Genomic DNA, 23357 nt, shown 5'->3' with positions numbered 1-23357 from the left:
CAGAATACTCTTTCCATTATACACCACGATTGGCTTGTATGTGTGATTTCCACAAAAAAAACACGCCTATCGCTGGCGTGCTCCTATGAAGATCGCTCCGACAAAAGCAAGAGCGCCCAATATGTATCCGATGCTGTATGTTTTTGCACCCATCAACTGTGCAGCCGTTTCCCCCGCGAGAAAGACGACAGCCAGCAATATGCCGATCAACACCTTCGTTTTGCTCTCCAATTACCCTCACCTCATTTTCTCTCTAACCCAATTGTAACAAATCGGTCAGCCGAAAAAAACGGGAGGATCATCATAAGCGGAGCCAGGTGTACCAATAGCCGCGCGTGAAGAAAAAGAGTGCGGAAGCCAAAAAGACTTTGATGAACAACAAAAGCTGGATCACATCACGCTTCGCTTCCGAAATGTACAGCGCCTGAATCTCTGCGCCAAAGAACGAAATCAGTCCGCACACAGCAAAAACTCCCGCCCACTTCGGATTTCCGCTGTTCATTAAAAAGCCAAGCCCTGTCAGCAGGCAAGCAAGCGGAACCCAGTAAAGCTCCGATTTCCACCACGTGTAGCCTTCCCCGATGCGCTGCACGGTAGCAAAACCGTAAATAAGCGCCAAGCCGAGCATGCCGCAGTAAAGCAAATAGGCGTAGCCAAAAATGAAGGCACTCAGGCACAAAAGCACGCAAACCACGCCTAAATACAAAAGAGTCAGTGCCATGGAGCCGTTCAGTTGCTGAATGCAATAAATTCCTCCCGCGATGAGCAAGACGAAGCAAAACGTTAGAAACAAATGGGTCAGCGGGGGTGCCTGGCGGCGAAATGCGTATCCCAGAATATAGAAAACGAGAGCGAAACAGGCAAAGATGGTAATTTGCATTGGTGTCGTAAAACGGTTAAAATGAAAAGCAAGCAAGATCAAACCAGCAATAACAAAGGCGCCAAGGAGCCAGGCCATCACCATTTTTCCCGTAACCGGAGCAACCGTTCTGGTTGCGTAGGCATACGATGCAGATGGCGATGAGTTGCCTGTCGCAACCCCTGCTCCAGATGCCAGCGCATCCGCTCTCTTCCCTTCTCCCCTGCCCGCGGATGCGGGAGTGCTCGGTCGATCCCCTTCTGTATACAGGTTTAACAGGAAAATGCAGTAATGTTCAGGCAGCAGATGATTGCGCCGCCAGTTTTCAATCTCAGCTATGATGGTTCGCTTGCGCTGGTCGTCCAACGCGGCCCCTCCTTACTCGTGACAGAAAATGATGTAGAAAAAGAAAAGCCTACGTCGGCTAAAACGTAGGCCACATACTTCTTATATCGGCTATTCCAAGAAATCTTTTAAGCGTTTGCTTCTACTCGGATGACGAAGTTTGCGTAGTGCTTTCGCCTCAATTTGACGGATGCGCTCACGAGTGACGCCGAATACTTTGCCCACTTCTTCCAGTGTGCGGGTACGTCCGTCATCCAGACCGAAGCGCAAGCGAAGAACGTTTTCTTCACGATCAGTCAACGTGTCCAGCACGTCTTCGAGCTGCTCTTTCAACAGTTCATACGCAGCAGCATCAGATGGCTCCAGCGCGTCCTGATCTTCGATGAAGTCGCCCAGGTGAGAATCGTCTTCTTCCCCGATCGGCGTTTCCAGCGAAACAGGCTCTTGAGCAATCTTCATGATTTCCCGAACCTTTTCCGGGGTCAGATCCATTTTTTCCGCGATTTCTTCCGGCATCGGCTCGCGTCCAAGCTCCTGAAGAAGCTGACGGGAAACACGAATCAGCTTGTTGATGGTTTCCACCATATGCACCGGAATCCGGATCGTACGTGCCTGGTCTGCAATCGCGCGCGTAATCGCCTGACGAATCCACCAAGTCGCGTACGTACTGAACTTGTAGCCTTTGCGGTAATCAAATTTTTCTACCGCTTTAATCAGTCCCATGTTTCCTTCCTGAATCAGGTCAAGGAACAACATGCCGCGTCCTACATAACGCTTGGCAATCGATACAACCAACCGCAAGTTTGCTTCGGCCAGTCGTCTCTTCGCTTCCTCATCCCCTTGCTCAATCCGCTGGGCCAGTTTGATCTCCTCTTCTGCGGAGAGCAGAGGAACACGACCGATTTCTTTCAGGTACATCCGTACAGGGTCATTGATCTTAATTCCAGGTGGAACGGAGAGATCGTCAAAGTCGAATTCTTCGTTGTCCTCATCCTTCATGATCATTTCGTCGACTTCATCGTCGTCGTCATTCTCATTGTTGTTAATCTCGATACCTTGATCACCCAGGTATTCGAAAAACTCATCCATCTGATCGGAATCCTGTTCAAATGCTGCGAGGCGATCTGTAATTTCCTTGTACGACAAAACGCCGCGTTTCTTGCCTAATTCGACCAACTGCTCCTTCACTTGTTCGATGGACATTGCTTCCATGTCAGAAGTGATATTTTGCTTGTTCATCTACTTTCCCTCCTTCCCCGGGAATGATCTGAAGCTACCCTTCTTTTAAAGCATTTTCCAATTCAAGAATCTTCATCCCTGTTAAGGCAGCTTGAATTTCCAGTTGTTTGCGCGCATCCTCGCTGTCCGCTGCGGCCGCTTGGAGGTGTAAGCTCCGCTGCTCATCGCGCAATCGTTCCAACTCGGCACGCTTCGGGTAGTTATTCACTTGTTTGATGTAGTCACCGATCTCTAAATCGGATACGTCTTCCTTGCACTCCATCATGGCCAATCCCGAGGCTAATTGCTTTAACAAATCGTCTTGCACGTAATGTATGAACCCTCCAGGGTCTTCCGGGTTTCCCTCTGCGTAGTAGGCGTACAGGTAGGCAGCCAGCGCATCGTGTTCGTCCACTTGAAAGTGGGCGCTGCATTCCTCCTGGACGCGGGCGGCGATTTCTTCATTCCGCATCATGTAGTACAGCAGCATGCGCTCAGCCGTGTGGTAAGCGGGTGGCAGTGTTTTCGCGAGCGTAACTTTGCCATTATTTATACTATTATTCCATGCTGACGGCACTTTATCCCTTTGGCGTTCACTTTTTTGCTGTTTATAAACGCGTTTGGACTCCCATTTCAAATCGCCGAGAGTAAGGGAATATTCATCCGCCAATTGCCGCAAATACATATCCCGCTCCACCGGGCTTTCCAGCTCGTTGATGATTTCCACGGCTTTGGCGATCAAGCGGGCCTTGTCCGTCTCATCATGTATTACGATCTGGCTTCGTAAATGTTTCAAGCGAAAAGCCGTAACCGGCATCGCCTGCAGCAGCACTTGCTGAGAAAAGGCTTCAGCACCGTGCTGGCGTATGTAATCATCTGGATCGACACCTTGCGGCAAAGGAGCTACCCGAACGATGAGACCCGCCTGCTGCAGTATGTGGATTGCCTTGCTTGTCGCTTCCTGACCAGCAGCATCTCCGTCGTAGCACAGCACGACCGAATCGACATTGCGGCGAATCATCCGTGCCTGCTGCTCGGTCAAAGCGGTCCCCAGCGTAGCAACTCCTTGGGGAAAACCCGCCTGCCATGCCGAAATGACATCGACATACCCTTCAAACAGTAGTGCCTGCTTCCTCTTTCTAATATACGGACGGGCACGGTGAAGGTTGAACAGGGTAGCGCTTTTGTTAAACAAAAGGCTTTCCGGGCTGTTTAAATACTTCGGTTGAGATTTTGGCTGAGAGCCGGCCAAGAGGCGGCCGCCGAATCCGATGACATTTCCCTGGGTGTCCTGGATCGGGAACATAATTCGTCCCCGGAAGCGATCAAATACTTTTCCTCCATCGCTTTTTGCCAAGAGACCAGCGTCCACCATCAACTCCTGTGAAAAACGCCGTTTTTTCAAAAACTGCGTCACGAAATCCCAGGAATCCGGGGCAAAGCCGATCTGAAACTCGGCAATCGTCTGAGGAGACATTCCGCGCTTGGCTAAATACTTCATCGCCTCCACGCCATATGGCGTCTCCGTCAGCACGTAGTGGTACAGCTTCGCGACAAGCTGATGCGCTTCCTGCATGGCTTGCTTCGAGCGCTTTTCTGGAGATTCCTCTACTTGCTGTGTCTGGGGCACGGCGATCCCGGCACGCTCCGCCAATTTGTGCAATGCCTCTGGGAACGTCAGCTGCTCCAGTTTCATTAAAAAGGAAAAGACATCCCCACCTGCCCCGCAGCCAAAGCAATGAAAAAACTGTCGCTCTGCATTCACATTGAAGGAAGGGCTCTTTTCAGAGTGAAACGGACATAGACCGAGAAAGGCACGACCGCTTTTTCTCAGTTGAACGTACTCTCCTACAACGTCTACGATGTCGACAGCGGCACGCACTTGGTTCACAAATTCATCTGAAGTGGGACCTGTCATGTCTTTCCACCTTTTTAGGAGAATCGCACGATGAGATTATTTAGTTCGTCAAAATTCGTCAAATTCCTTCTTTGTCTTAAACTTCTTTTCTTCTTTTCTACTTTTCCACATTTCCGCGAGCAATAAACGCTCTTGCGGCTCCTGGGGAACAAACCTTTCCTAACTGATTTTCTACAAAAGTCGTCAAATTCCTTCTTTTGACCTATTTCCTTTCACTTCGGAGATTGTTTTTGCGAATGATCTCCAAAATGATGTTGGCTGTTTCCTCTACTGCCTTGTTGGAAACGTCAATGACCTTGCAGCCCAATCGGTCAATAATCCGCTTGGAGTAAGCAAGCTCCTCTGTAATCCGGTCCAGGTTCGCGTAATTGGCTTGCGCCGTCAATCCGAGCGCTTTGAGTCGTTCGGTACGAATGCCGTTCAACTGCTCCGGATTGATGGTCAACCCGATACACCGCTCCTGCGGAAGCTGGAACAGCTCTTCTGGCGGCTCCACTTCCGGGACAAGCGGAACGTTCGCCACTTTCAGGCGCTTGTTTGCCAAGTACATGGAGAGCGGCGTCTTGGAGGTGCGCGATACGCCGATCAGCACAACGTCCGCCCGCAAAAGTCCGCGTGGATCGCGTCCGTCATCGTACTTGACGGCGAACTCGATGGCGTCCACCTTGCGGAAATACTCCTCGTCCAGTCTGCGCACAAGCCCCGGCTTGCCAGTCGGCGGCTCCTTCAGCATGCCTTGCAGCGTGTTCATGAGCGGACCCATGACGTCAATGGCCGGAATGCTGTGGATCGCCGCCTGCTGGGTGATATAGGCGTTCAATTCCGGGATGACCAGCGTAAAGACGATCATCGCCTTCGATTCTTTTGCAGAGGCAATGATTTCGTCGATGGATTCCTTGTCTTCTATGTAGGGATACTTTTGCACATCGAACAAAAAACGGTCAAATTGACTGGCTCCTGCGCGAACGACAAGCTCAGCCGTTTCGCCAATGGAGTCCGAGACCACGTAGATGAGCTGTCCTTGTTGGTTACCTTGCATCCATTCTCCTCCTACACTTTCGGTTCGCTGCCCAATTCAACAAATGCTTTGGCGATCGTCGTCTTCGTAACCCGTCCCATCAATTCCATCTGTCTCGGGTCCTCATCGCTGGGTCGTACGACAGGCAAGGAATCGATCTGAAAATCGATCAGCTTCTTCGCCGCTGCGTACAAGGTTTCCTCCGGGCCACAAGTGATGATATTCGGCATCCTGGACATGATGATGCTGACCGGCACATCTTCCAGCGTCTTGTTGCCGAGCGAAGCGCGCAAAAGGTCCTTGCGGGAGATGACGCCAGCCAAATATCCTTTTTGATTGACGACGAACAACGTTCCGACATCCTCCAGAAAGAGGGTAACGATTGCATCGTAAGCGGAGGCGGACTCGGAAACTACGATCGGCACCGCCTTGTAATCATTGACGATCAGTTTGTGAAGCCGTTCACTAATGACGGAGCTTGCTGGTCTGCCGGCATAAAAATACCCGACCCGAGGTCTGGCTTCTAAATATCCTGACATCGTGAGGATGGAGAGATCAGGGCGCAAAGTAGCGCGAGTCAGATTGAGGCGCTCCGCGATATGCTCGCCCGTAATCGGCCCGTCATCCTTCACTATCTGTAAGATCTGCTCTTGACGCTTGGTAAGCTCGATGACCAATCACCCCGGTTCTGTCTTTACCTCTTCCTAGTATTACTCTATTCGACCGGATATTCCTTCTTTCGCGCGGAAAAAAGGTGCCCCCGTCTCATTATAGGACGGAGGCACCAGCCTATTCGTTGTTAGGCAAATACAATTTTCGCGAAATCGGCATAGGCGTTCAAAAGACGGGAGATGCAAAGAAGCATGCCCAGTCGGTTAGCGCGAACAGCCTGATCTTCCGCCATAACCATGACTTTATCGAAAAACGCCTGAATCGGCTCGCGCAGCGTCGAGAGCGTCGCCAAAATTTTCGCCTGATCGTCCAGCCCTTGCACTTCTTTGGCGACAGACTGGTAAGACTGGTACAGATTGCGCTCGGCTTCTTCGGCGAACAGCGCTTCGTTCACGCTGTCGGATTCCGCTTTTTGCGCGAGGTTGTTCACCCGCGTAAACTGCTCGACGATCAGCTTGAAGTCCTCAGCTGCAACAGTCGCCATCAGCGCCTTCGCTTTTGCCAGCACATCGGGAACTTTGGTCAAATCTGCGCTCAACACGGCGTCGATCACATCGTAGCGCACGTTGTTTTCTTGCAGAACGTTTTTCAGACGAAGGGCGAAGAAATCGACCAGATCCTTTTTCACTTCTTCTGCCGTCCGTTTGCTTACGCCTTGTGCACTGTAGCCTTCGAGCGCTGCATCCCACAGTTCGTCGAGGGACAGCTGCCAGTTGCGTTCCAGCAAAATGCTGACAATCCCCGCTGCCATCCGGCGCAGACCGTATGGGTCCTGGGAACCTGTCGGCACGATCCCGATGGCAAAGCAGCCGACGATCGTATCCAGCTTGTCAGCCATGCTCGCGATTGCTCCCTGTGCGGAAGCAGGCATCAGGTCGCCAGCGAAACGTGGCAAATAGTGCTCGAACACACCGCGCGCCACGAGTTCGGACTCCCCTGCCTTGCGGGCGTAATCCTCACCCATGATGCCTTGCAGTTCAGGGAACTCGCCGACCATGTTGGTCACGAGGTCGAACTTGGCGATTTCTGCGATTCGGTCTACTTGTTTGGCTTCTTCTGCACTTACTCCGAGCTTGCTTGCAATCAGACCCGCTGTTTTGCGCACGCGGCGGACCTTGTCTCCAATCGTTCCCAGCTCCTCGTGGAAAACGATTGTCTCCAGCCGCTTCAGGCAGCTGTCGATGGACAGCTTCTGGTCCTCTACATAGAAGAAACGGGCGTCAGACAGACGGGCGCGCAGCACTTTTTCGTTTCCTTTTGCTACATTTTCCAGAGCGCGGCTGTCGCCGTTGCGCACGGTAACGAAATGATTGAGCAGTTGTCCCTGCGCATTTTCCACCGGGAAGTAACGCTGATGCTCGCGCATGGAAGTGACCAGTACTTCGCGCGGAATCGTCAAAAACTCTGCTTCAAACGTGCCGTACAGCGCTGTCGGATACTCGACCAGATGGACGACTTCATCCAGAAGCCCCTCATCCATCGGGATCGTCCAGCCGTGTTCCTGCTCCAAACGGCGGATTTGCTCCACGATCGTCGCCCTGCGCTCTTGCGGGTCGACCATGACGTGCTGTTCCGCCAGCTTGCTTACGTACTCACTCGGGTGAGCGAGCGTCACTTCCGTCCCGAGGAAGCGATGGCCGCGGGAGATGCGTCCGCTTTTTACTCCTGCGATCTCCAGGTCAATCAATTCATCGCCGAACAGGGCTACCAGCCAGCGAATCGGGCGAACGTATTTCAAGTCTCTCGCGCCCCAGCGCATATTTTTCGGGAAGCTCATGCCTGCAATCACTTCGGAGAGGTGCGGCAAAATTTCTGTCGTCGCCTTGCCCGCTTCCGCTTTTCTCGCGTGCACGTATTCTACGCCGTTCACTTCTTTAAAGTACAAGTCGTTCGGGTCGACGTTGTTGCTGCGTGCGAAGCCAAGCGCTGCCTTGGACCAGTTGCCCGCTTCGTCCTGTGCGATTTTCTTTGCCGGACCTTTTGCTTCGTCGTTGCGATCCGGCTGCTTCTCAGCGAGTCCGGTAATCAGCAAGGCGAATCGGCGCGGCGTCTCCAGCGCAGTAATCTGGTCGAAGGGAACGCGCTCTGCCGTCAGCCACTTCTCCACTTTTTCCTTGAATTGCGTTGCTGCCAGGGCCACAAACCGCGCTGGCATTTCTTCCAGACCTACTTCTACGAGCAAATCGCGTTTACTCATTTGTATCCTCTCCCTTCACCTGTGCCGTTTCTTCCTCGTGTGTACCGTCTTTTTTCAAAAGCGGGAAGCCGAGACGCTCGCGCTCTGCGTAGTACGTTTGTGCCACTTCGCGGGACAAATTGCGGACACGTGCGATGTAGCCGGTGCGCTCTGTCACGCTGATCGCCCCTCTGGCGTCCAGAAGGTTGAACGTATGCGAACATTTCAGCACGTAATCGTACGCCGGATAAACCAGGCGCTCTTTCATCAGCCGTTTTGCTTCTGCTTCGTATGTGTTGTAAAGCGTGAACAGCATGTCTACGTCAGACAGCTCAAACGTGTATTTGGAGTGCTCGTATTCAGGCTGTAAGAACACGTCTCCGTACGTGTAGCCGTTGCACCATTCCAGATCGAACACATTTTCCTTTTCCTGAATGTAAGAAGCCAGGCGTTCCAGACCGTACGTCAGCTCAACGGCAACTGGCTTGCACTCCAGACCGCCGACTTGCTGGAAGTAGGTGAACTGGGTGATTTCCATACCGTCGAGCCACACTTCCCAGCCAAGCCCCCATGCGCCCAGACCCGGATGCTCCCAGTTGTCTTCCACGAAGCGGATGTCGTGCTCCAGCGGTTCAATCCCCAACTGACGCAGACTCTCCAAATACAGCTCCTGGATGTTGTCCGGCGACGGCTTCATGATCACCTGAAACTGGTGGTGCTGGTACAGACGGTTCGGGTTTTCCCCGTAGCGGCCATCCGCCGGGCGACGGGACGGCTCCACGTACGCCACGTTCCACGGCTCAGGTCCGATGGAGCGCAAAAATGTCATCGGGTTCAGTGTACCCGCTCCTTTTTCCACGTCGTACGGCTGCACGATCAGGCAATTTTGCTTGGCCCAAAAGTTTTGCAGCGTCAAAATGATGTCTTGAAATGTCATTTTCATGCTCTTTTCCTCCTCCAAAAATAAAAACCTCCCGCCTCTACACTGTCTGCAAAACGACAGTGTAGGGACGAGAGGATTCTCGCGGTTCCACCCTACTTGGCGAATACGTTCTTCGCCCACCTTCTAAAGACCAAATTGCTCCGGAATGCCCTTCATCAGCGTGGTGACCGGGCTTTCACCTTCCCCGGTTCGCTTTTTGCACACAGTGGCCGACTACTCTTTTCCTTCATGGCAACGTTCGGTATGTAAGTTTGTTCCTTATCATAACGAAAAGAAAATCGAATGTCAATCAGTCACTGTCGGACTGGGCCATCCTTTCCATTCGCTCCAGTTGTTCCAGAAATGCGCGACTTTTCAGCCTCAGATCAAGATGCTCGTCCATGAAGCTGCGAATCACATGCTTGAGCTGGCTGCGCGTCGCCGGCTTCACCTCGATGTCGCCCAAACGTTCCAAATCAAATACCTGGAACAGCCGCAACAGCTTCCAGGTAGAAGGCGTGACCGCCAGTGCATACGGGTCTGATGGCTGGCAAGACGGGCACAGCAACCCGCCCTGCGATACGCTGATCGCATAAGGCTCCCGCTGTTGTCCGCAGTTCGCACAAGCTGACAGCTGCGGCGAAATCCCGGCTACAATCAGCATCTTCACCTCGAAAATCCGGCACAAAATTTCCGGGTCCACCCCTTCGTCCAGATAGCAAAACGTCTGCAGTAATAGCTGGAACAAATACGGATTCGGCTCCCGTTCATGTGTCAATCGATCCAAAAGCTCTGCTATGTAAGCGGCATAAGCCGTCGCAGTGAGGGCTTGCCGCATGTCCCGGAAGGAATCCACGATGTCACCCTGCGACAGATCGGGCATTCCCGCTCCGGGCCCTGCCTTGCACAGAAAATAACCGTGCGAAAACAACTGGGAGACGGCGGCAAGACGGCTCTTGGTCTTTTTAGCACCGCGCGCCATCACGCCTAGCTTGCCGTTCTCCCTGGTAAACAACGTCACCACTTTGCTGGACTCGCCATAGTCCACGCTGCGAATGACAATCCCTTCCCATTTTACAAGCATGCCTGCGAGTCACCCAATTCTTCCTGGGCAAAATCAAGCAGAACGTCTTCTGAAGAGCCTTCCGCCTGATGGTGATCGCGGTAGAGAAGGTAAGCATGGATGTCACCGGTTGAAGCGAAAACTCTCCAAGAAAAGTCACGAAGCATGGAGCATCATCCTTTCCTGTATCGGGTCTATCCACTTCCTTCTTAGAATCACCTGCGCCCGTTATTATATGCCTTGGAAAAATTAACACGAATGAAAACGAAGGACAGCCATCTGCCTATTCTTCGTTGTAAAAGCCGAAGTTGCGCAGCATCCGCTCCTGGTTGCGCCAGTCCTTTTTCACCTTGATCCACAGCTCCAGGAATACTTGATCCCCCATCAGCCGCTCGATATCTTTTCTCGCCCGTCTGCCGATTTCTTTCAGCATCTGGCCTTTTTGTCCGATCAAAATGCCGCGCTGCGAATCGCGTTCCACGTAAATCGCCGCGTAAATGTACAGCGTCTTCCCGTTTTCGCCGCGCTTCATTTCCTCCACGACGACAGCAATCGAATGGGGCACTTCTTCGCGGGTCAAATGCAGAACTTTTTCGCGAATCAACTCGGCCACGACAAAACGCTCCGGATGATCGGTCACCTGGTCGGCCGGGTAGAACATCGGCCCTTCTTCCATTTCCCCCATGATCGCTTCGGTCAAGGAAGCAGTGTTGTTGCCCTCCAAGGCGGAAATCGGAACGATCTGCTTGAAATCGTACAACTGGCGGTAATCGTCGATAATCGGCAACAGCGCTTCCGGATGAACCTTGTCAATTTTGTTGATCACCAAAAATACCGGAGTCTTAACTTGCTTCAGCCGCTCGATGATGTAGTCGTCACCCGCTCCGCGCTTTTCGGTCGCGTCTACCACAAACAGCACGAGGTCGACTTCATTGAGCGTATTTTCAGCCACCGACACCATGTAGTTGCCCAGCTTGGATTGCGGCTTGTGAATCCCCGGCGTATCGATGAAGATGATTTGCCCTGCTTCCGTCGTATGAACAGCGGTGATTTTGTTGCGCGTCGTTTGCGGCTTATTGGACATGATTGCGATCTTGTGGCCGACGACGTGGTTCAGCAGCGTCGATTTCCCTACGTTCGGGCGCCCCACAATAGATACGAATCCTGATTTGAATGATTGTTTGGTCTTGCGGTTATCCACGTAAATCCTCCTTGGAAAATGCCCCCGGCAAAAGGGCAGATACTGTTGTTTCCTCGACGTCGCCTTTCAGGTTGGTCAAGTATACAGGCATGTCCGGCGGGCAAAGCTCAGCCAACACCTGACGGCACGCGCCGCACGGAGACACCGCTCCAGGGGTGTCCGCCGCCACTGCCAGCGCCTTGAACGTGCGGTCCCCCTCCGAATAAGCTTTGAACAGGGCCGTACGCTCTGCGCAGTTGCACAGCGAGTATGCAGCGTTTTCGATATTGCCGCCCAAATAAACCTTGCCGCTCTCACACAGCAGCGCTGCGCCCACCTGAAACTTGGAGTAAGGCACATACGCCAGTTCTCTTGCTTGGATCGCACCAGCAAGCAATGCTTGTTTATCCATTCTCATCATTCCTCTTATGCGTAGTCTCTACTATTTTTTCTGAAGGGGCGCATTATGGTCCATCCTGACGACGGGACGCCAAGAGACCAGACTTTACGGCCTCCCAGTAAGGCCCGTCCGGTCGTTCTCATGGCACAAACTTTGCGTTCCCCCAGTCAAATCGCTGCTTCCGGGCTACCCCGCTATTTTTTGCAACAGCGGCGGCCCGAAGACGATAAACCCGATGATGGCAGACAGGATAGCCGCTACGAGCACTGCTCCGGCGCAAGCATCCTTGGCTATTTTCGCCTTTTCATGCCACTCGGGAGAAGCGAGGTCAACGGTCGCTTCTACGGCCGTATTCACCAGCTCCAGCGAAAAAACAAGGCCGATAGAAAAAAAGACCAGCAAAACATCGCTGCGGGGAATTTGCAGCCACCAGGCCGCCGCCAAAACGATTACAGCAGCGGCTACGTGGATTTGCATGTTTCGCTGTGTCTTTACGGTATGCCCAATTCCTTGCATGGCGTACGAAAAGCTACTCGCCATTCTTCGGAGTTCTTTCAACGTAATCTCCTACCTCGTCAAGCCGATCTGCTCCAAAACCTGTTCCTGACGGGAGAACATTTCTTTCTCCTCTTCCGGCGTACCATGGTCGTAGCCGAGCAGATGGAGAAAGCCATGCACAGCGAGGAAGCCCAGCTCTCTTTCGAAAGAGTGGCCGTAGTCTTCGGCCTGCTCCTTGACTTTTTGCACAGAGATAATGATATCCCCCAGCATGTTCGGAACTTCGTCCGCTTCGCCCTCGTCGAAAAAGATTTCCATCTCGCCTTCGCCCGGCTCGTTCATGGCGAAGGACAACACGTCGGTTGGGCGATCCACGCCGCGGTAATCGCGGTTCAGCTCGTGGATTCGCTCATTGGTGACCAGAGTCACTACGACTTCTCCCTGTACGTCCTCCAGCTTTGCGCAAGCTTCGAGGCATTCGGTCATCAGTTTTTGCAAGCTTTCATCAAGCGGTTCGATTTCTTCGTGGAGGATTTCTACAGATAGCACAGATGAACGATCTCCTTTTTACACACCATTTATCAATAGCCGTGGTCGACTTCTTCTTTTGCATAGGCAGCGATAATTTTTTGCACCAGACTGTGGCGTACGACATCGCCTTCCTGGAAATGGATGAAAGCTACATCCGGTATCGCGCCTAAAATGCGCTGCGCTTCACGCAAGCCGGATTTTTTCCCTTTCGGCAAGTCCACCTGTGTTACGTCTCCGGTAATCACCATTTTGGAGCCGAAACCAAGCCTGGTCAAAAACATTTTCATTTGCTCGGGAGTGGTGTTTTGCGCCTCATCCAGAATGACAAACGAGTCCTCCAATGTACGCCCACGCATGTATGCCAAAGGAGCCACTTCAATCAGTCCGCGCTCCATCATCTTGGCTACCTGCTCGTTTCCAAGCATGTCATACAAAGCATCGTAAAGCGGACGCAGATACGGGTCTACTTTTTCTTGCAGATCGCCAGGCAAAAAGCCCAAGCTTTCTCCCGCCTCTACAGCCGGTCTGGTAAGAACGATCCGTTTGACACGTCCATTTTTCAACGCGTTTACTGCTGTGACCACTGCCAAATACGTTTTTCCCGTTCCGGCAGGCCCTATTCCGAAGACGATGTCGCGCTTCTTGATCGCCGACAAATAGTGCCGCTGTCCGAGAGTTTTGGCCCTGATTACTTTTCCGCGCTGGGTGCGCGCCACTTCCTCATCATAAACATCCAGCAGCTGGGCTGCTTCTCCCCGGCCTACGAGCATCATCGCGTACGAGATGTCTCGTTCGGACAAAGCGATTCCTCTGCGGATCAGCTGCAGCAAAACGCCGATCAGCTCGGTCAGCTTATCCACTTCCGGCTTGTCGCCGCTAATGACCAGTTCGCCTTCGCGGGTCATGATTTGGGCAGGACTTTTTTCCTCGATCAGCTTTAGGTACGCGTCGTGCGGTCCAAACAAAAGCAGAGCCTCAGATGCGTCTGAAAACGGGATTCTTACCTCATCTTGTACGTGCAACAGGCTTCCATCTCCTTGCAACGGTTATCAGCAATTGACGTCACGGATTGCCATTGTTCACGGGTGACTGGGGTACGATTGGCTGTTCAACGGCAATTTCTTCAATGACGGAAAAATGAATGCTTACGTAAACTTTACCATTCTCTGCGGTGACGTGCAAAACTTTTTCGTCCTGAATGAACGCATCTTTACCAGCTTTTTGCAAAATGTCTGCTCTGGCGAATTTTTTCGCTACTTCCGTGGCCTCTTCTGTGCTCAATTGCTTCGTAACCGGCTCGATTTGCGCATATTCGACCGTTTTCCAGCCTACTGGCGACGTGTATCCCGCATAGGAAGGAACGTAGCGTTTTTCCGACGTCTGGGCTTCGGAAAACAGCTCTTTGTTAAACGGCCACACTTGAATCGCATACGATCCCACCAGCAAATACTGCTGCTCCTGCTTCTCTCCGGTCAGCCGATAGATCGTTTGCTTCAAAGGGACAGAGGTGTTGCTTACATACCAGACTTCTCCCTGCACCTTGCCTCGCGCCGATACGGCTTGCTGGCGCGTGTCATTGCCAATGATTCCGGAGATGAGCACCTGGCCTTTTTCGACAAGCTGATTGTTCGTCACCTGGCTTTTGCCCACTTCCGGGAGAATTTTATGGATGACAGCACGCTTTTTGGCGACGAGATGGCGCGGCCCCGTCGCCAAAGGCTTGACGGGCGCTTCCTTTTCCACCACTTGCAGCCTGACCTTCGTTCCCTGGATGTCGATTCCGACCCAGGCGGCTTCCGGCAACAAGCTTAACAGCTCTTTTTGCAGCAGCAGCGGTTCCTTTAGTTTGACCTTCCATGCCCCTTGTTTAATCCCGATCTCGTCCGCAGCGCGAATGACGCGTGCAGGGTCGATGTGCTTCGTTCCCGTTACTTCCACGCTCCATACAAACGAGGAAAGCATGTACAATCCAATAAAAAACAAAACAGCGCCAATAGCCAGTCCAGCGCGCCTGCGCACGCGGAGCAGCCAGAAAGGCAATCCGTCCCTGTTTTCCACGTGGCTGCGACAGCCTGTCTCCTTCAACAGCGGCCTGAGGCGAAAATAGTCGCGAATCAGAATATCGCAGCGGCTCACCTCCGCACCGACCCTGCGAATATTCCAGATTCGAATGCCATCCCGCACGGCCATATTCAGCAAACGCTCAAACCGCTTACCCCGTACGGTGATGGTGATGTGTCCATCTACCCATTCCTTGAGTCCGTTTCGCATATGTGCCGTCCACCTTTCCTTGTGCTAGGAGCCTTGTGGCCCTGTCTCCAAAAATTTGACTCCGCCAATCCTTCCTTCGAGAAGCACCTCTTCCGGCAAAATCGCCCGGATGACAAGCTGTTCGCCTGAGACAATCATCTGGCCGTTTGTAAGCAGCAGACGCAGCTCGTGTTCGCTGAAATGCAGAACACCGCGATGATTCTCTATGTACATTTGCAAATGACCGATCATCGTAATGCGCGGGACTTCCAGGACCACATCTTGCGGCAGATCCAACACACCTCCGGCCAATTGGCGCAGACGGCGGCTCCAACGCTTCATGGATAAGCCCCCCTTCTACAGGCGCACGCGCCTCGTTTTCTGAAAATGGGTCGTGCCACTTTCGGTGCAATATCATTCTTACCTATGCGTATGCGAGCGAACGGTGCGGCATTCATACGAAAACCAGTGCACGGCATTTTGCAAAATGGACGAGTTGATCTGCGGGGAGGTTAGCATAAGGCAAACCCTCCATCTGGTTTTTCCCAGCACAAGGGTTGGTTACGACTATGGCTGCAAGCTGCTCGTTTTTTACAATCCAACAAAAAAACAGGCAAACATTTGTTTACCTGTTTTTTCTGTACGTTATTTGCTTATTTTTCGTGAACGCTGGGCAAAGTAAGAAGCTTTTGAGCGCGGCTCGCCAAAGATGAGCGCCCACTTCATTCCTTCCCGCGGATCGAGAGGAGCAGCAGACTGCGGCTTGACGCGCTGCGCCGCCGACATTTGTCTGGTCGCGCTCGATGTACGGATCGTAGAACCTGTCGAAGCGCGTACAGGCTCGGAAAATGCCCACTCCTGCTCCACTCCGACGCCTTCCATCGACTCCGCTCTCGATTCCAGCGGCTCGTATTTGGCCGTGGCCCGTACCGTTTTTCGCTCTTGCTGCGCATCTGGCGCAGGCTCGGCTGTCCAAGGTGTATCCACAGGTGTCAGGGGCTTGTTTGGCGTTCCTTGCGACATCCGCTTTCCTTTGGCTTTTTCTTTTCCCAGCAGCTTGTAGCCGATGTAACCCAAAATAACGAACCAGAACTTTCCTAGCAGAGGCAGAATCCAGTCAATCAGGTCAAGGAAAAGATCAAAGAGATCTTCCATGGCAATCGCCCTTATTCTTTCTGATCAGGCGAAGCAGGGTCCTGTTTGTCACCTGAGTGCCCGAACGATTCGCGCATTTGTGTATCGGCTGCGATGTTCTGCAGGTTGTAGTAATCCATGACGCCCATTTTGCCGCTGGTCAACGCTTCTGCCAATGCAAGTGGAACTTGTGCTTCCGCCTCGACTACTTTTGCTTTCATTTCTTGTACGCGGGCGATCATTTCTTGTTCCTGGGCAACCGCCATCGCACGACGCTCCTCGGCTTTTGCCTGCGCAATGCGCTTGTCGGCTTCCGCTTGGTCCGTTTGCAGCTGTGCCCCGATGTTTTTACCAACATCTACGTCCGCGATATCAATGGAGAGAATTTCAAACGCTGTACCAGCGTCCAGACCTTTGTTCAAAACGGTTTTGGAGATGAGATCAGGGTTTTCCAATACGTCTTTGTGGCTGTTGGAAGAACCGATCGTGGAGACAATCCCTTCACCGACACGGGCGATGATCGTTTCTTCACCAGCACCACCGACCAGACGGTCAATATTGGCGCGAACGGTTACTTTCGCTTTCGTGCGCAGCTCGATACCGTCTTTTGCCATCGCTGCTACGACAGGAGTTTCAATCACTTTCGGGTTAACGCTCATTTGCACGGCTTCCAATACATCGCGCCCTGCCAAGTCAATCGCTGCGGCGCGTTCAAAGCCGAGCGGAATATCTGCACGTTGCGCTGCTACGAGGGCGTCGACAACGCGGTCAACGTTACCGCCTGCAAGATAGTGGCTTTCCAGTTGGTTCGTGTCCAGCTGCAAGCCTGCTTTGCGAGCTTTAATCAACGGGTTCACGATGCGGGATGGAACGACCCGGCGCAAACGCATCGCCACAAGTGTAATAATCCCGATGTTCACGCCCGACGCGAGGGCGGAAATCCAGAGCATGACTGGTACAAACGAGAAGAAAATCGAAAGGGCCACGATGGCTACAGCCACCATAAAAATTAGGGGAATCAATCCGCTTTCCAACATAATGCTGTCACTCCTTTATTCTTGTTCAGACACGACGACACGCGTCCCTTCTACTTGCACGACGACAATCGCCGTTCCGGCTGCGATGAAGCCTCCGGCAGATACCGCATCGACACGCTTGCCTTCCACTTTTACGACACCAGCAGGGCGCAAAGGCGTCAGGGCAATGCCGGACTTGCCCGTGAGATCACGCTGATCTTTCGGGGCCACATAGCCTTCCTCGTTGTGCTGTGCGTCACCGAGGACGAACTTGCCAAAAAGTCCTTTGATGCCGTAACGCTTGACGAGCAGAAACGTTACAACAAGTGTAACTACAGCCGCAATTCCCAGCGAGGCGAGTCCTTGCTGCGTATCGTAGGCAGCCATCACCAGGCCAGTCACGATACTGATAAAGCCGATGGCTCCGACGATGCCGCCTGGCAGGAAAATTTCTAGAATCATGAGTAAAATTCCGATGACAAACAGACCGATGTGCAGCCAGTTTGCAAAGCCTGCGACATAATGCCCGAAGAAATACAAGCCAAACGAAACTAGCGAAATCGTTCCGGCGACGCCAAAGCCTGGTGCAAACAGTTCAACGACAATCCCGACCAGACCGATAACTAAAAGCAAGCTCATGACGTACGGGCTGGTTACCCAGCGCGCAACCTTTTCCCCGCCAGTCGGCTCGATCACATGCAGAGAGTCGCTGGAAATTCCCAGGCTGGCAAGCAGCTCCTCTTTTCCAGAAACGACGTGATCTGCGTAGCCGAGCGTTTTCGCTTGCTGCGCATCGAGCGAAAGCACGGTTCCTTTTGGCTTCAGTCCCGGAAACTCCGTATCGATTTCGACCATTGCTCGCGCCACGTCCGGATTGCGTTGGTTCAGACTGGCGGCAGCGGTCATTTTTTTGCTCCATCCCGAGATGAACTTGATGTCTGCTGCATTGCCCGCCAGATCAATCGGTGTAGCCGCTCCCATGCTGCTTCCTGGCGTCATAATGATTTCGTTAGCGTTCAAAGCGATGTATGTTCCCGCTGAGAAAGCCTGGTTATCAATATAGGCGATGGTATGCATGGGTGATTGGCGAATCAACTGGCCAATCTGATCAGCAGCGTCCACTTCGCCACCCGGCGTATTAATATGCAAAATGACAAGGTCTGCTTTTTCTTCCTGTGCATCTGCGAAAGCCCTTGCAAGGAAACTCTCCAAGCCACGCTCGATTGTGTTGTCTACCGGAATCCAGACCGCTTTCTGATAAGACTGGGCCTGAATGCCTGGCGTAAACAAAAACATCGAGAAGCCCGTGATCAGGCAAAGAAGAGACAGTAGCAATCGCATCCGCCGCAACGCTAACCTCGTTGCAGTCATGACATTTACCTCCTTCCTCGTATCAGCTTCAACTTATGCCCAATAAGGTATACGAACAAAGGAGGAGATTGTTTCAGATTTTTGTCAGCTTTTGGGGAAACAAAGAAAAAACCCAACCGTCATCCGGCTGGGCTTTTCCATTCGTATCTATATGAGGTGTTGCTTATCTACGATGGTAGTTCCTCAGATACAATCTTTTGCACGAGGTTTCCGTCTGCTCTGCCTTTCACTTTCGGCATAAGTGCTCCCATCACTTTGCCCATCTCCTTCTTGGAGGTGGCATTGGTGGCAGCAATAGCTTCCCGAACGATATCGCGAATCTCATCTTCGCTGAGCTGAGCGGGTAAGTAAGCGGAGAGCACATCGATCTCTTCGCGCGATTTTAAGGCAAGTTCTTCACGGCCTGCCTTCTCAAATTCGTGGAGGGATTCACGGCGTTGTTTTAACTCACGAGTCAAGATGGTCAGCACTTCGTCTTCAGACAAAGTTCTGCCTTTGTTAATCTCTTCATTCTTTAAAGCGGCTTTCACCATGCGAATAACAGAGAGTTTTAGAGCAGCTTTGTCTCTCATTGCTTGCTTCATATCTTGATCGAGTCGCTCCATTACACTCATGATGGGCCCTCCGTCCATTAAAACTTACGCTTACGAGCTGCTTCGGATTTCTTTTTACGCTTAATGCTAGGCTTCTCAAAGTGGCGACGTTTACGCAGTTCCGCCATCACCCCGGATTTGGCGCTCTCACGCTTGAAGCGGCGAAGTGCGCTATCCAAAGACTCGTTTTTCTTGACTCGAATTTCTGCCATTTGTCTTCCCTCCCTCCGCTAAAACCGTGGGACGCCTGAATCGTCGTACGAACAGACTGTCACACTTCATTATAGGATAGATGACTAATGAAGGTCAACCTTTAGTTCATTTTTATTCGTGAAATCCTGCCAAGAGGTGGTAATGAATATGGAAAACTTCTTGTCCGCCTTCTTTTCCGCAGTTATTAATCAGGCGAAATCCTGGCAGCTCCAGCTTTTTCGCCAATGTCTGCGCTACTTGATGAATATGGCCGATCAGCGGCAAATCTTCCGCTGTTACATCCATTAATGTCGCAATCGGCTTGCGCGGGATGATCAGCAGGTGGACGCGTGCCTTTGGCGCGATGTCGTGAATCACGATGACGTGTTCGTCTTCATATTCTACGCGGGCTGGAATTTCGCCCTCCATAATCCGGGTAAAAATGCTTTTCTCCATGTGGGAAACCCCTTTCAGCTATATAGATGGCTTCGATGTTTTGCAAAGCACAGATAGTTTCATGATAGCGGACAGCACGAAGCAAATGCAACGGCTTGTCCCGCACTTTTGTCTTGCGGCCTTCCCGGGCGCATGGTAGCATGACTTCGAGGATTCACGAGTTCGTGACCGGATGACTTCGCGATTTCACGTGCGCGTGGTCAGCTTCGAGGTTGGAGATGGATCATATAGAAAAAAGGAGTTCGTGCACATGAAACCACTTGCACTGGAACAGGCGACAATCAATGCAGAAGGACTCTTGCTGGCAGGCTCTCCGCACCTTGTCTTGTCATCGGTTCACTTTGATACCCGCCAACTGAAAGCGGGTTCTTTATTCGTGGCGCTGACAGGCGGCGCTCGCGATGGGCACGATTTTTTGCTGCAAGCAGCCGAACAAGGAGCGGTAGCCGCACTCGTATCCAATCAGGAAAAAATTCCCGCTGGCTTGCCCGAGGAGTTCGGGCTGATTCTCGTCAATGACACGCTGCGCGGTTTTCAAAAGCTGGCAGCTGCCTATCGGAAAGACTTTGCGATCCCGCATATCGCGATTACGGGCAGCATCGGGAAAACGACGGTGAAGGACATCGTAGCTCACGTATTGGAAGCGCGATCCCCTGTCTACAAGACATATAAAAACTTGAACAATCATTTGGGCGTGCCGCTTTCCTTGCTGCAAATGGAGCCGCAGCACCAGGCTGCCGTGCTGGAGCTGGGGATGAATCACGCCGGAGAGATCGACTTATTGGCTTCGCTCGTCAAGCCGGAGATCAGCGTCATTACGTATATCGGCGAGTCGCATCTGGAGTTTTTCGGCACGCGGGAAAAGCTTGCGCTCGCCAAAGCCGAGCTGCTCCCCCACACCGCCCCTGACGGCCTGGTTCTTCTCAACAAGGACTCGGAGTATTTGCCGCGAGTGGCCCATCTGTATGCCGGGGAGATCATGTACTATTCCGTGCTGGAGCCTTGTGACATCTGGGCGGAACATATTCAGCCGAATGATAATGGAACACAGTTTGACGTCTGCTTCGCGAATGGCGAACGCTTCTCCGCCTTTCTCCCGCTTCACGGCAAGCATAGCGTGCTGAACGCGCTTCCTGCGATTGCGATTGCGAAAAGACTGGGGATGGACACAGAACAAATCGTGCAAGCGCTCTCCACGGTCAAGCTCTCTGCCATGCGGTTTGAACAGGTGCATTCCAGACACGGCTCCCTGTATATCAGCGATGCATACAACGCCAGTCCGTCTTCCATGGAAGCTGCTGCCCGGACGTTCGCCGAGCTGTTTCCTGGCCGCAAAAAAGTGCTCGTCTTGGGCGACATGTACGAGATGGGCGAGCAAAGCGCTCACATGCACGCAGGAGTCGGCGAAGCGCTCAACGATCTTGTCGAGCACATCGAGCTGCTCGTCACCGTTGGCGAGGATACGCAACATCTTCATCGCGCCTATAACGGCAACAAGCTGCATGTGGCAAGCAAACCGGAGGCGCTCGCCGCCCTTCTGCCATTGCGCGATGCCAGCCACGCCTTTTTGTTCAAAGCGTCGCGCGGGATGGAGCTGTGGACGCTTTTGACTGATCTGGAACAGCACGAATAGAAAAAAAGAAAGCCGCCTCTCGGATCAGTTGAGAGACGGCTTTTTTGCGTTTGCTTGTAGGTCGTAAAATTCAGATTGCTATTCCAGCCCTTCGGCTTCCACGATGTTGCGCTGCTTATCGGCATGGCGCTCTATCGCCAGCTGCACCAGGCGGTCGATCAGCTCGCTGTAGCCCACACCTGCTGCCTGGAAAAGCATCGGGTACATGCTGAACGGGGTAAAGCCTGGCATCGTGTTTACTTCGTTAATGTACAGTTGGTCGTTTTTCTCATCCCAGAAAAAGTCGACGCGGGAAAGCCCTGAGCCGTCCAGCGCCTGAAATGCCTTTTTCGCGATATCGGAGATGCCTTCTGCGACATGCGCAGGAACGACCGCAGGAATGGACAGCTCTGTGCCCGCTCCCTTGTACTTGGCTTCGTAGTCATAAAATTCTTTGGCCGCGATAATTTCGCCGACGACAGACGTGACCAGCTCCTCGTTGCCAAGCACGCCGATCTCCAGCTCGCGCACCGAAACAAACTCCTCCACGATCAGCCTGCGGTCAAAACGGGCAGCCAGATTGATCGCGGTCACCAGTTCTGCGCGGTTCTTCGCCTTGCTGATTCCGACGCTGGAGCCCATGTTCGCTGGCTTGACAAAGCATGGGTAGCCAAGTTCACGCTCGATTGTTTCCGCCACTTCCTCGGGACCTTTTTCCCACTGGGAGCGCAAAAACCCTACGTACTTAACCTGCGGCAAGCCCGCTTGGGCAAAAACCGTCTTCATCATCCACTTGTCCATCCCGACAGCGGAAGCCATCACGCCTGTTCCCACATACGGCAGGTTGACCAGCTCCAGCAGTCCTTGAATCGTGCCATCTTCCCCGTTCGGTCCATGCACGACAGGAAAAATCACATCGACTTGCTGCGCGATATCGAACAAGGAGTCAGATTTTTTTGCCGGATCGCCGGAGGCGAGGCGCAGTGTGTCGATGTTTTGCGGCACCTGCTCAGCGAAAGCGTCTCCTTTTACCCAAGTTCCGTCCAACTGAACGTAAATGGGCGTTACCTCGTATTTATTTGCATCGACAGCCTTCATGATCGACAAGGCCGTACGCAATGAAACCTCGTGCTCCGAGGATTTTCCTCCATAAATAATTCCTAGACGGATCTTATCGTTTCCCATCCGTGCCATGCTCCTTTCCTCTGTGGCAGGCAAAGAGTCTACCCTTGAGTTTCATCTCTCTCCTATGCTATGCAAGCGCCCAGCATCTGCTCTTTGTACCGGGCAAAGCCCGTCATTTAGCATACACAAACCGACTGCCAAATACAAGAGAAGCAAGTATCACCCACGCATGAACTTTGTCATATCATGGGTAGTAAAAACACTGTCATGGAGCTATTTTGCTGGAGGGATGTCCATGAGAGACTACTTGCTTTATTGTACGTATTGCTCCACGTACACGTTGTTGCACAGCTTCGATAAAGACGCCGGAACTTTTTTGGGGGAATACTCGCTCCTGCACAATGATTACACGCGCGACAACATCGTTTTGAACAAATTTTTGCTCGCTCACCTCGGCCACACCATCCGGCCTATTCCCTCCCAGACGGATGACTATCGCCAAATTATTGGCAACGCCTCGCATTTTCTCGAAGACGACATCGATAAATACGTGGAGGAAAGCCAGCAACGGGCGAAGTTTCGGGAGCGGGATCGCAAAAGCGAGCGGGAAATCGGCCAGGTCCAGCTCTATCTCATCGAGCATTTGCTTGTTCACGAGTTGCATACGCTCAGCCAGGCGCGCGCCGCTACCCCCGCAGAAGGACAAGTCTTGCTGGGAAAAGAGCTTGGCTTCAAAAAGGCTCTCGACCTCGTCCGGCAGGTGAAAAACGACAAGCAGTTTGCGCAGTAAGCCTGACTTCGCCTAGCG

26 protein-coding genes are annotated in these 23357 nt (G+C 52.5%); 2 read left to right on the top strand and 24 right to left on the bottom strand.

The window, feature by feature from the left end; genetic code table 11:
* Nucleotides 1–66 precede the first annotated feature (66 nt).
* The 23 genes from HP435_RS10685 to HP435_RS10575 form a co-directional block, all read right to left on the bottom strand.
* A complete protein-coding gene (locus tag HP435_RS10685; protein ID WP_167470280.1) occupies nt 67–231 on the bottom strand; it encodes a hypothetical protein in 165 nt (54 codons plus the stop codon).
* A gap of 70 nt (nt 232–301) precedes the next feature.
* The gene (locus HP435_RS10680) at nt 302–1225 is read right to left on the bottom strand and encodes a hypothetical protein (protein ID WP_122964081.1); all 924 of its coding nucleotides are present in this window, start codon (nt 1223–1225) and stop codon (nt 302–304) included.
* A gap of 90 nt (nt 1226–1315) precedes the next feature.
* A complete protein-coding gene (gene rpoD / locus HP435_RS10675) occupies nt 1316–2443 on the bottom strand; it encodes an RNA polymerase sigma factor RpoD (protein WP_063231413.1) in 1128 nt (375 codons plus the stop codon).
* A 34-nt stretch (nt 2444–2477) separates the two neighbouring features.
* Nucleotides 2478–4340 (bottom strand): DNA primase, encoded by a 1863-nt coding sequence (gene dnaG, locus HP435_RS10670; RefSeq protein ID WP_122964082.1) that lies wholly within the window; start codon nt 4338–4340, stop codon nt 2478–2480.
* Between the two features lie 202 nt (nt 4341–4542).
* Nucleotides 4543–5379 (bottom strand): pyruvate, water dikinase regulatory protein, encoded by an 837-nt coding sequence (locus HP435_RS10665; RefSeq protein WP_063231411.1) that lies wholly within the window; start codon nt 5377–5379, stop codon nt 4543–4545.
* Nucleotides 5380–5390: 11 nt separating this feature from the next.
* Nucleotides 5391–6035, bottom strand: coding sequence for a transcriptional regulator CcpN (locus tag HP435_RS10660; protein WP_063231410.1), 645 nt, complete (start codon nt 6033–6035; stop codon nt 5391–5393).
* 122 nt (nt 6036–6157) lie between these two features.
* On the bottom strand, nt 6158–8227 hold the full coding sequence (gene glyS, locus HP435_RS10655; RefSeq protein WP_173597407.1) for a glycine--tRNA ligase subunit beta: 2070 nt from the start codon (nt 8225–8227) through the stop codon (nt 6158–6160).
* Entirely contained in the window at nt 8220–9143 is a 924-nt protein-coding gene (gene glyQ / locus HP435_RS10650; RefSeq protein WP_063231428.1) for a glycine--tRNA ligase subunit alpha, read from the bottom strand. Before glyQ ends, glyS begins: the two co-directional genes overlap by 8 nt.
* A gap of 295 nt (nt 9144–9438) precedes the next feature.
* Nucleotides 9439–10212: a DNA repair protein RecO gene (recO, locus tag HP435_RS10645; RefSeq protein ID WP_173597408.1), complete on the bottom strand. Its 774-nt coding sequence runs from the start codon at nt 10210–10212 to the stop codon at nt 9439–9441.
* Nucleotides 10203–10358, bottom strand: coding sequence for a YqzL family protein (locus tag HP435_RS10640; protein ID WP_083955823.1), 156 nt, complete (start codon nt 10356–10358; stop codon nt 10203–10205). The genes recO and HP435_RS10640 overlap by 10 nt, the downstream gene beginning before the upstream one ends.
* Before the next feature lie 116 nt (nt 10359–10474).
* Nucleotides 10475–11392 carry a GTPase Era gene (gene era / locus HP435_RS10635; RefSeq protein ID WP_122964085.1) on the bottom strand — a complete coding sequence of 306 codons (918 nt, stop codon included), beginning with the start codon at nt 11390–11392 and terminating at the stop codon, nt 10475–10477.
* Entirely contained in the window at nt 11385–11783 is a 399-nt protein-coding gene (gene cdd / locus HP435_RS10630; protein ID WP_063231406.1) for a cytidine deaminase, read from the bottom strand. The genes era and cdd overlap by 8 nt, the downstream gene beginning before the upstream one ends.
* Before the next feature lie 174 nt (nt 11784–11957).
* Nucleotides 11958–12329: a diacylglycerol kinase family protein gene (locus HP435_RS10625; protein ID WP_122964086.1), complete on the bottom strand. Its 372-nt coding sequence runs from the start codon at nt 12327–12329 to the stop codon at nt 11958–11960.
* 9 nt (nt 12330–12338) lie between these two features.
* Nucleotides 12339–12818, bottom strand: coding sequence for an rRNA maturation RNase YbeY (gene ybeY, locus HP435_RS10620; RefSeq protein ID WP_122964087.1), 480 nt, complete (start codon nt 12816–12818; stop codon nt 12339–12341).
* 32 nt (nt 12819–12850) lie between these two features.
* Nucleotides 12851–13822, bottom strand: a complete 972-nt coding sequence (locus tag HP435_RS10615) for a PhoH family protein (protein WP_122964088.1) — start codon at nt 13820–13822, stop codon at nt 12851–12853.
* Between the two features lie 40 nt (nt 13823–13862).
* Nucleotides 13863–15071, bottom strand: a complete 1209-nt coding sequence (gene yqfD / locus HP435_RS10610; protein ID WP_122964089.1) for a sporulation protein YqfD — start codon at nt 15069–15071, stop codon at nt 13863–13865.
* A 24-nt stretch (nt 15072–15095) separates the two neighbouring features.
* Entirely contained in the window at nt 15096–15392 is a 297-nt protein-coding gene (gene yqfC, locus HP435_RS10605; protein ID WP_007777585.1) for a sporulation protein YqfC, read from the bottom strand.
* A 303-nt stretch (nt 15393–15695) separates the two neighbouring features.
* Nucleotides 15696–16205, bottom strand: a complete 510-nt coding sequence (locus HP435_RS10600) for a hypothetical protein (protein ID WP_173598582.1) — start codon at nt 16203–16205, stop codon at nt 15696–15698.
* 11 nt (nt 16206–16216) lie between these two features.
* Nucleotides 16217–17221, bottom strand: coding sequence for a flotillin-like protein FloA (floA, locus tag HP435_RS10595; RefSeq protein WP_122964091.1), 1005 nt, complete (start codon nt 17219–17221; stop codon nt 16217–16219).
* A gap of 15 nt (nt 17222–17236) precedes the next feature.
* The gene (locus HP435_RS10590; protein ID WP_122964092.1) at nt 17237–18571 is read right to left on the bottom strand and encodes an NfeD family protein; all 1335 of its coding nucleotides are present in this window, start codon (nt 18569–18571) and stop codon (nt 17237–17239) included.
* A 167-nt stretch (nt 18572–18738) separates the two neighbouring features.
* Nucleotides 18739–19185 (bottom strand): GatB/YqeY domain-containing protein, encoded by a 447-nt coding sequence (locus tag HP435_RS10585; RefSeq protein ID WP_063231398.1) that lies wholly within the window; start codon nt 19183–19185, stop codon nt 18739–18741.
* Between the two features lie 17 nt (nt 19186–19202).
* Complete coding sequence (gene rpsU / locus HP435_RS10580; protein ID WP_007727630.1) at nt 19203–19376, bottom strand: 30S ribosomal protein S21; 174 nt, start codon at nt 19374–19376, stop codon at nt 19203–19205.
* Nucleotides 19377–19488: 112 nt separating this feature from the next.
* Nucleotides 19489–19812: a histidine triad nucleotide-binding protein gene (locus HP435_RS10575; protein ID WP_122964093.1), complete on the bottom strand. Its 324-nt coding sequence runs from the start codon at nt 19810–19812 to the stop codon at nt 19489–19491.
* A 250-nt stretch (nt 19813–20062) separates the two neighbouring features.
* On the opposite strand from HP435_RS10575, the gene murF reads away from it, so the two are divergent.
* Nucleotides 20063–21445: a UDP-N-acetylmuramoyl-tripeptide--D-alanyl-D-alanine ligase gene (gene murF, locus HP435_RS10570; protein ID WP_173597410.1), complete on the top strand. Its 1383-nt coding sequence runs from the start codon at nt 20063–20065 to the stop codon at nt 21443–21445.
* 78 nt (nt 21446–21523) lie between these two features.
* Here murF and HP435_RS10565 read toward each other — a convergent pair whose 3' ends face one another.
* Nucleotides 21524–22609: a D-alanine--D-alanine ligase gene (locus HP435_RS10565; RefSeq protein WP_122964095.1), complete on the bottom strand. Its 1086-nt coding sequence runs from the start codon at nt 22607–22609 to the stop codon at nt 21524–21526.
* A gap of 235 nt (nt 22610–22844) precedes the next feature.
* Between HP435_RS10565 and HP435_RS10560 the strand changes: the two genes are divergently transcribed.
* Nucleotides 22845–23339 carry a hypothetical protein gene (locus HP435_RS10560; RefSeq protein ID WP_122964096.1) on the top strand — a complete coding sequence of 165 codons (495 nt, stop codon included), beginning with the start codon at nt 22845–22847 and terminating at the stop codon, nt 23337–23339.
* Nucleotides 23340–23357 lie beyond the last annotated feature (18 nt).

The sequence above is a fragment of the Brevibacillus sp. HD3.3A genome (genome assembly GCF_013284375.2).
GTDB lineage: Bacteria > Bacillota > Bacilli > Brevibacillales > Brevibacillaceae > Brevibacillus > Brevibacillus parabrevis.
Note: the sequence above shows the minus strand (reverse complement) of the source record. Positions and strands in the feature narration are given on the sequence as shown.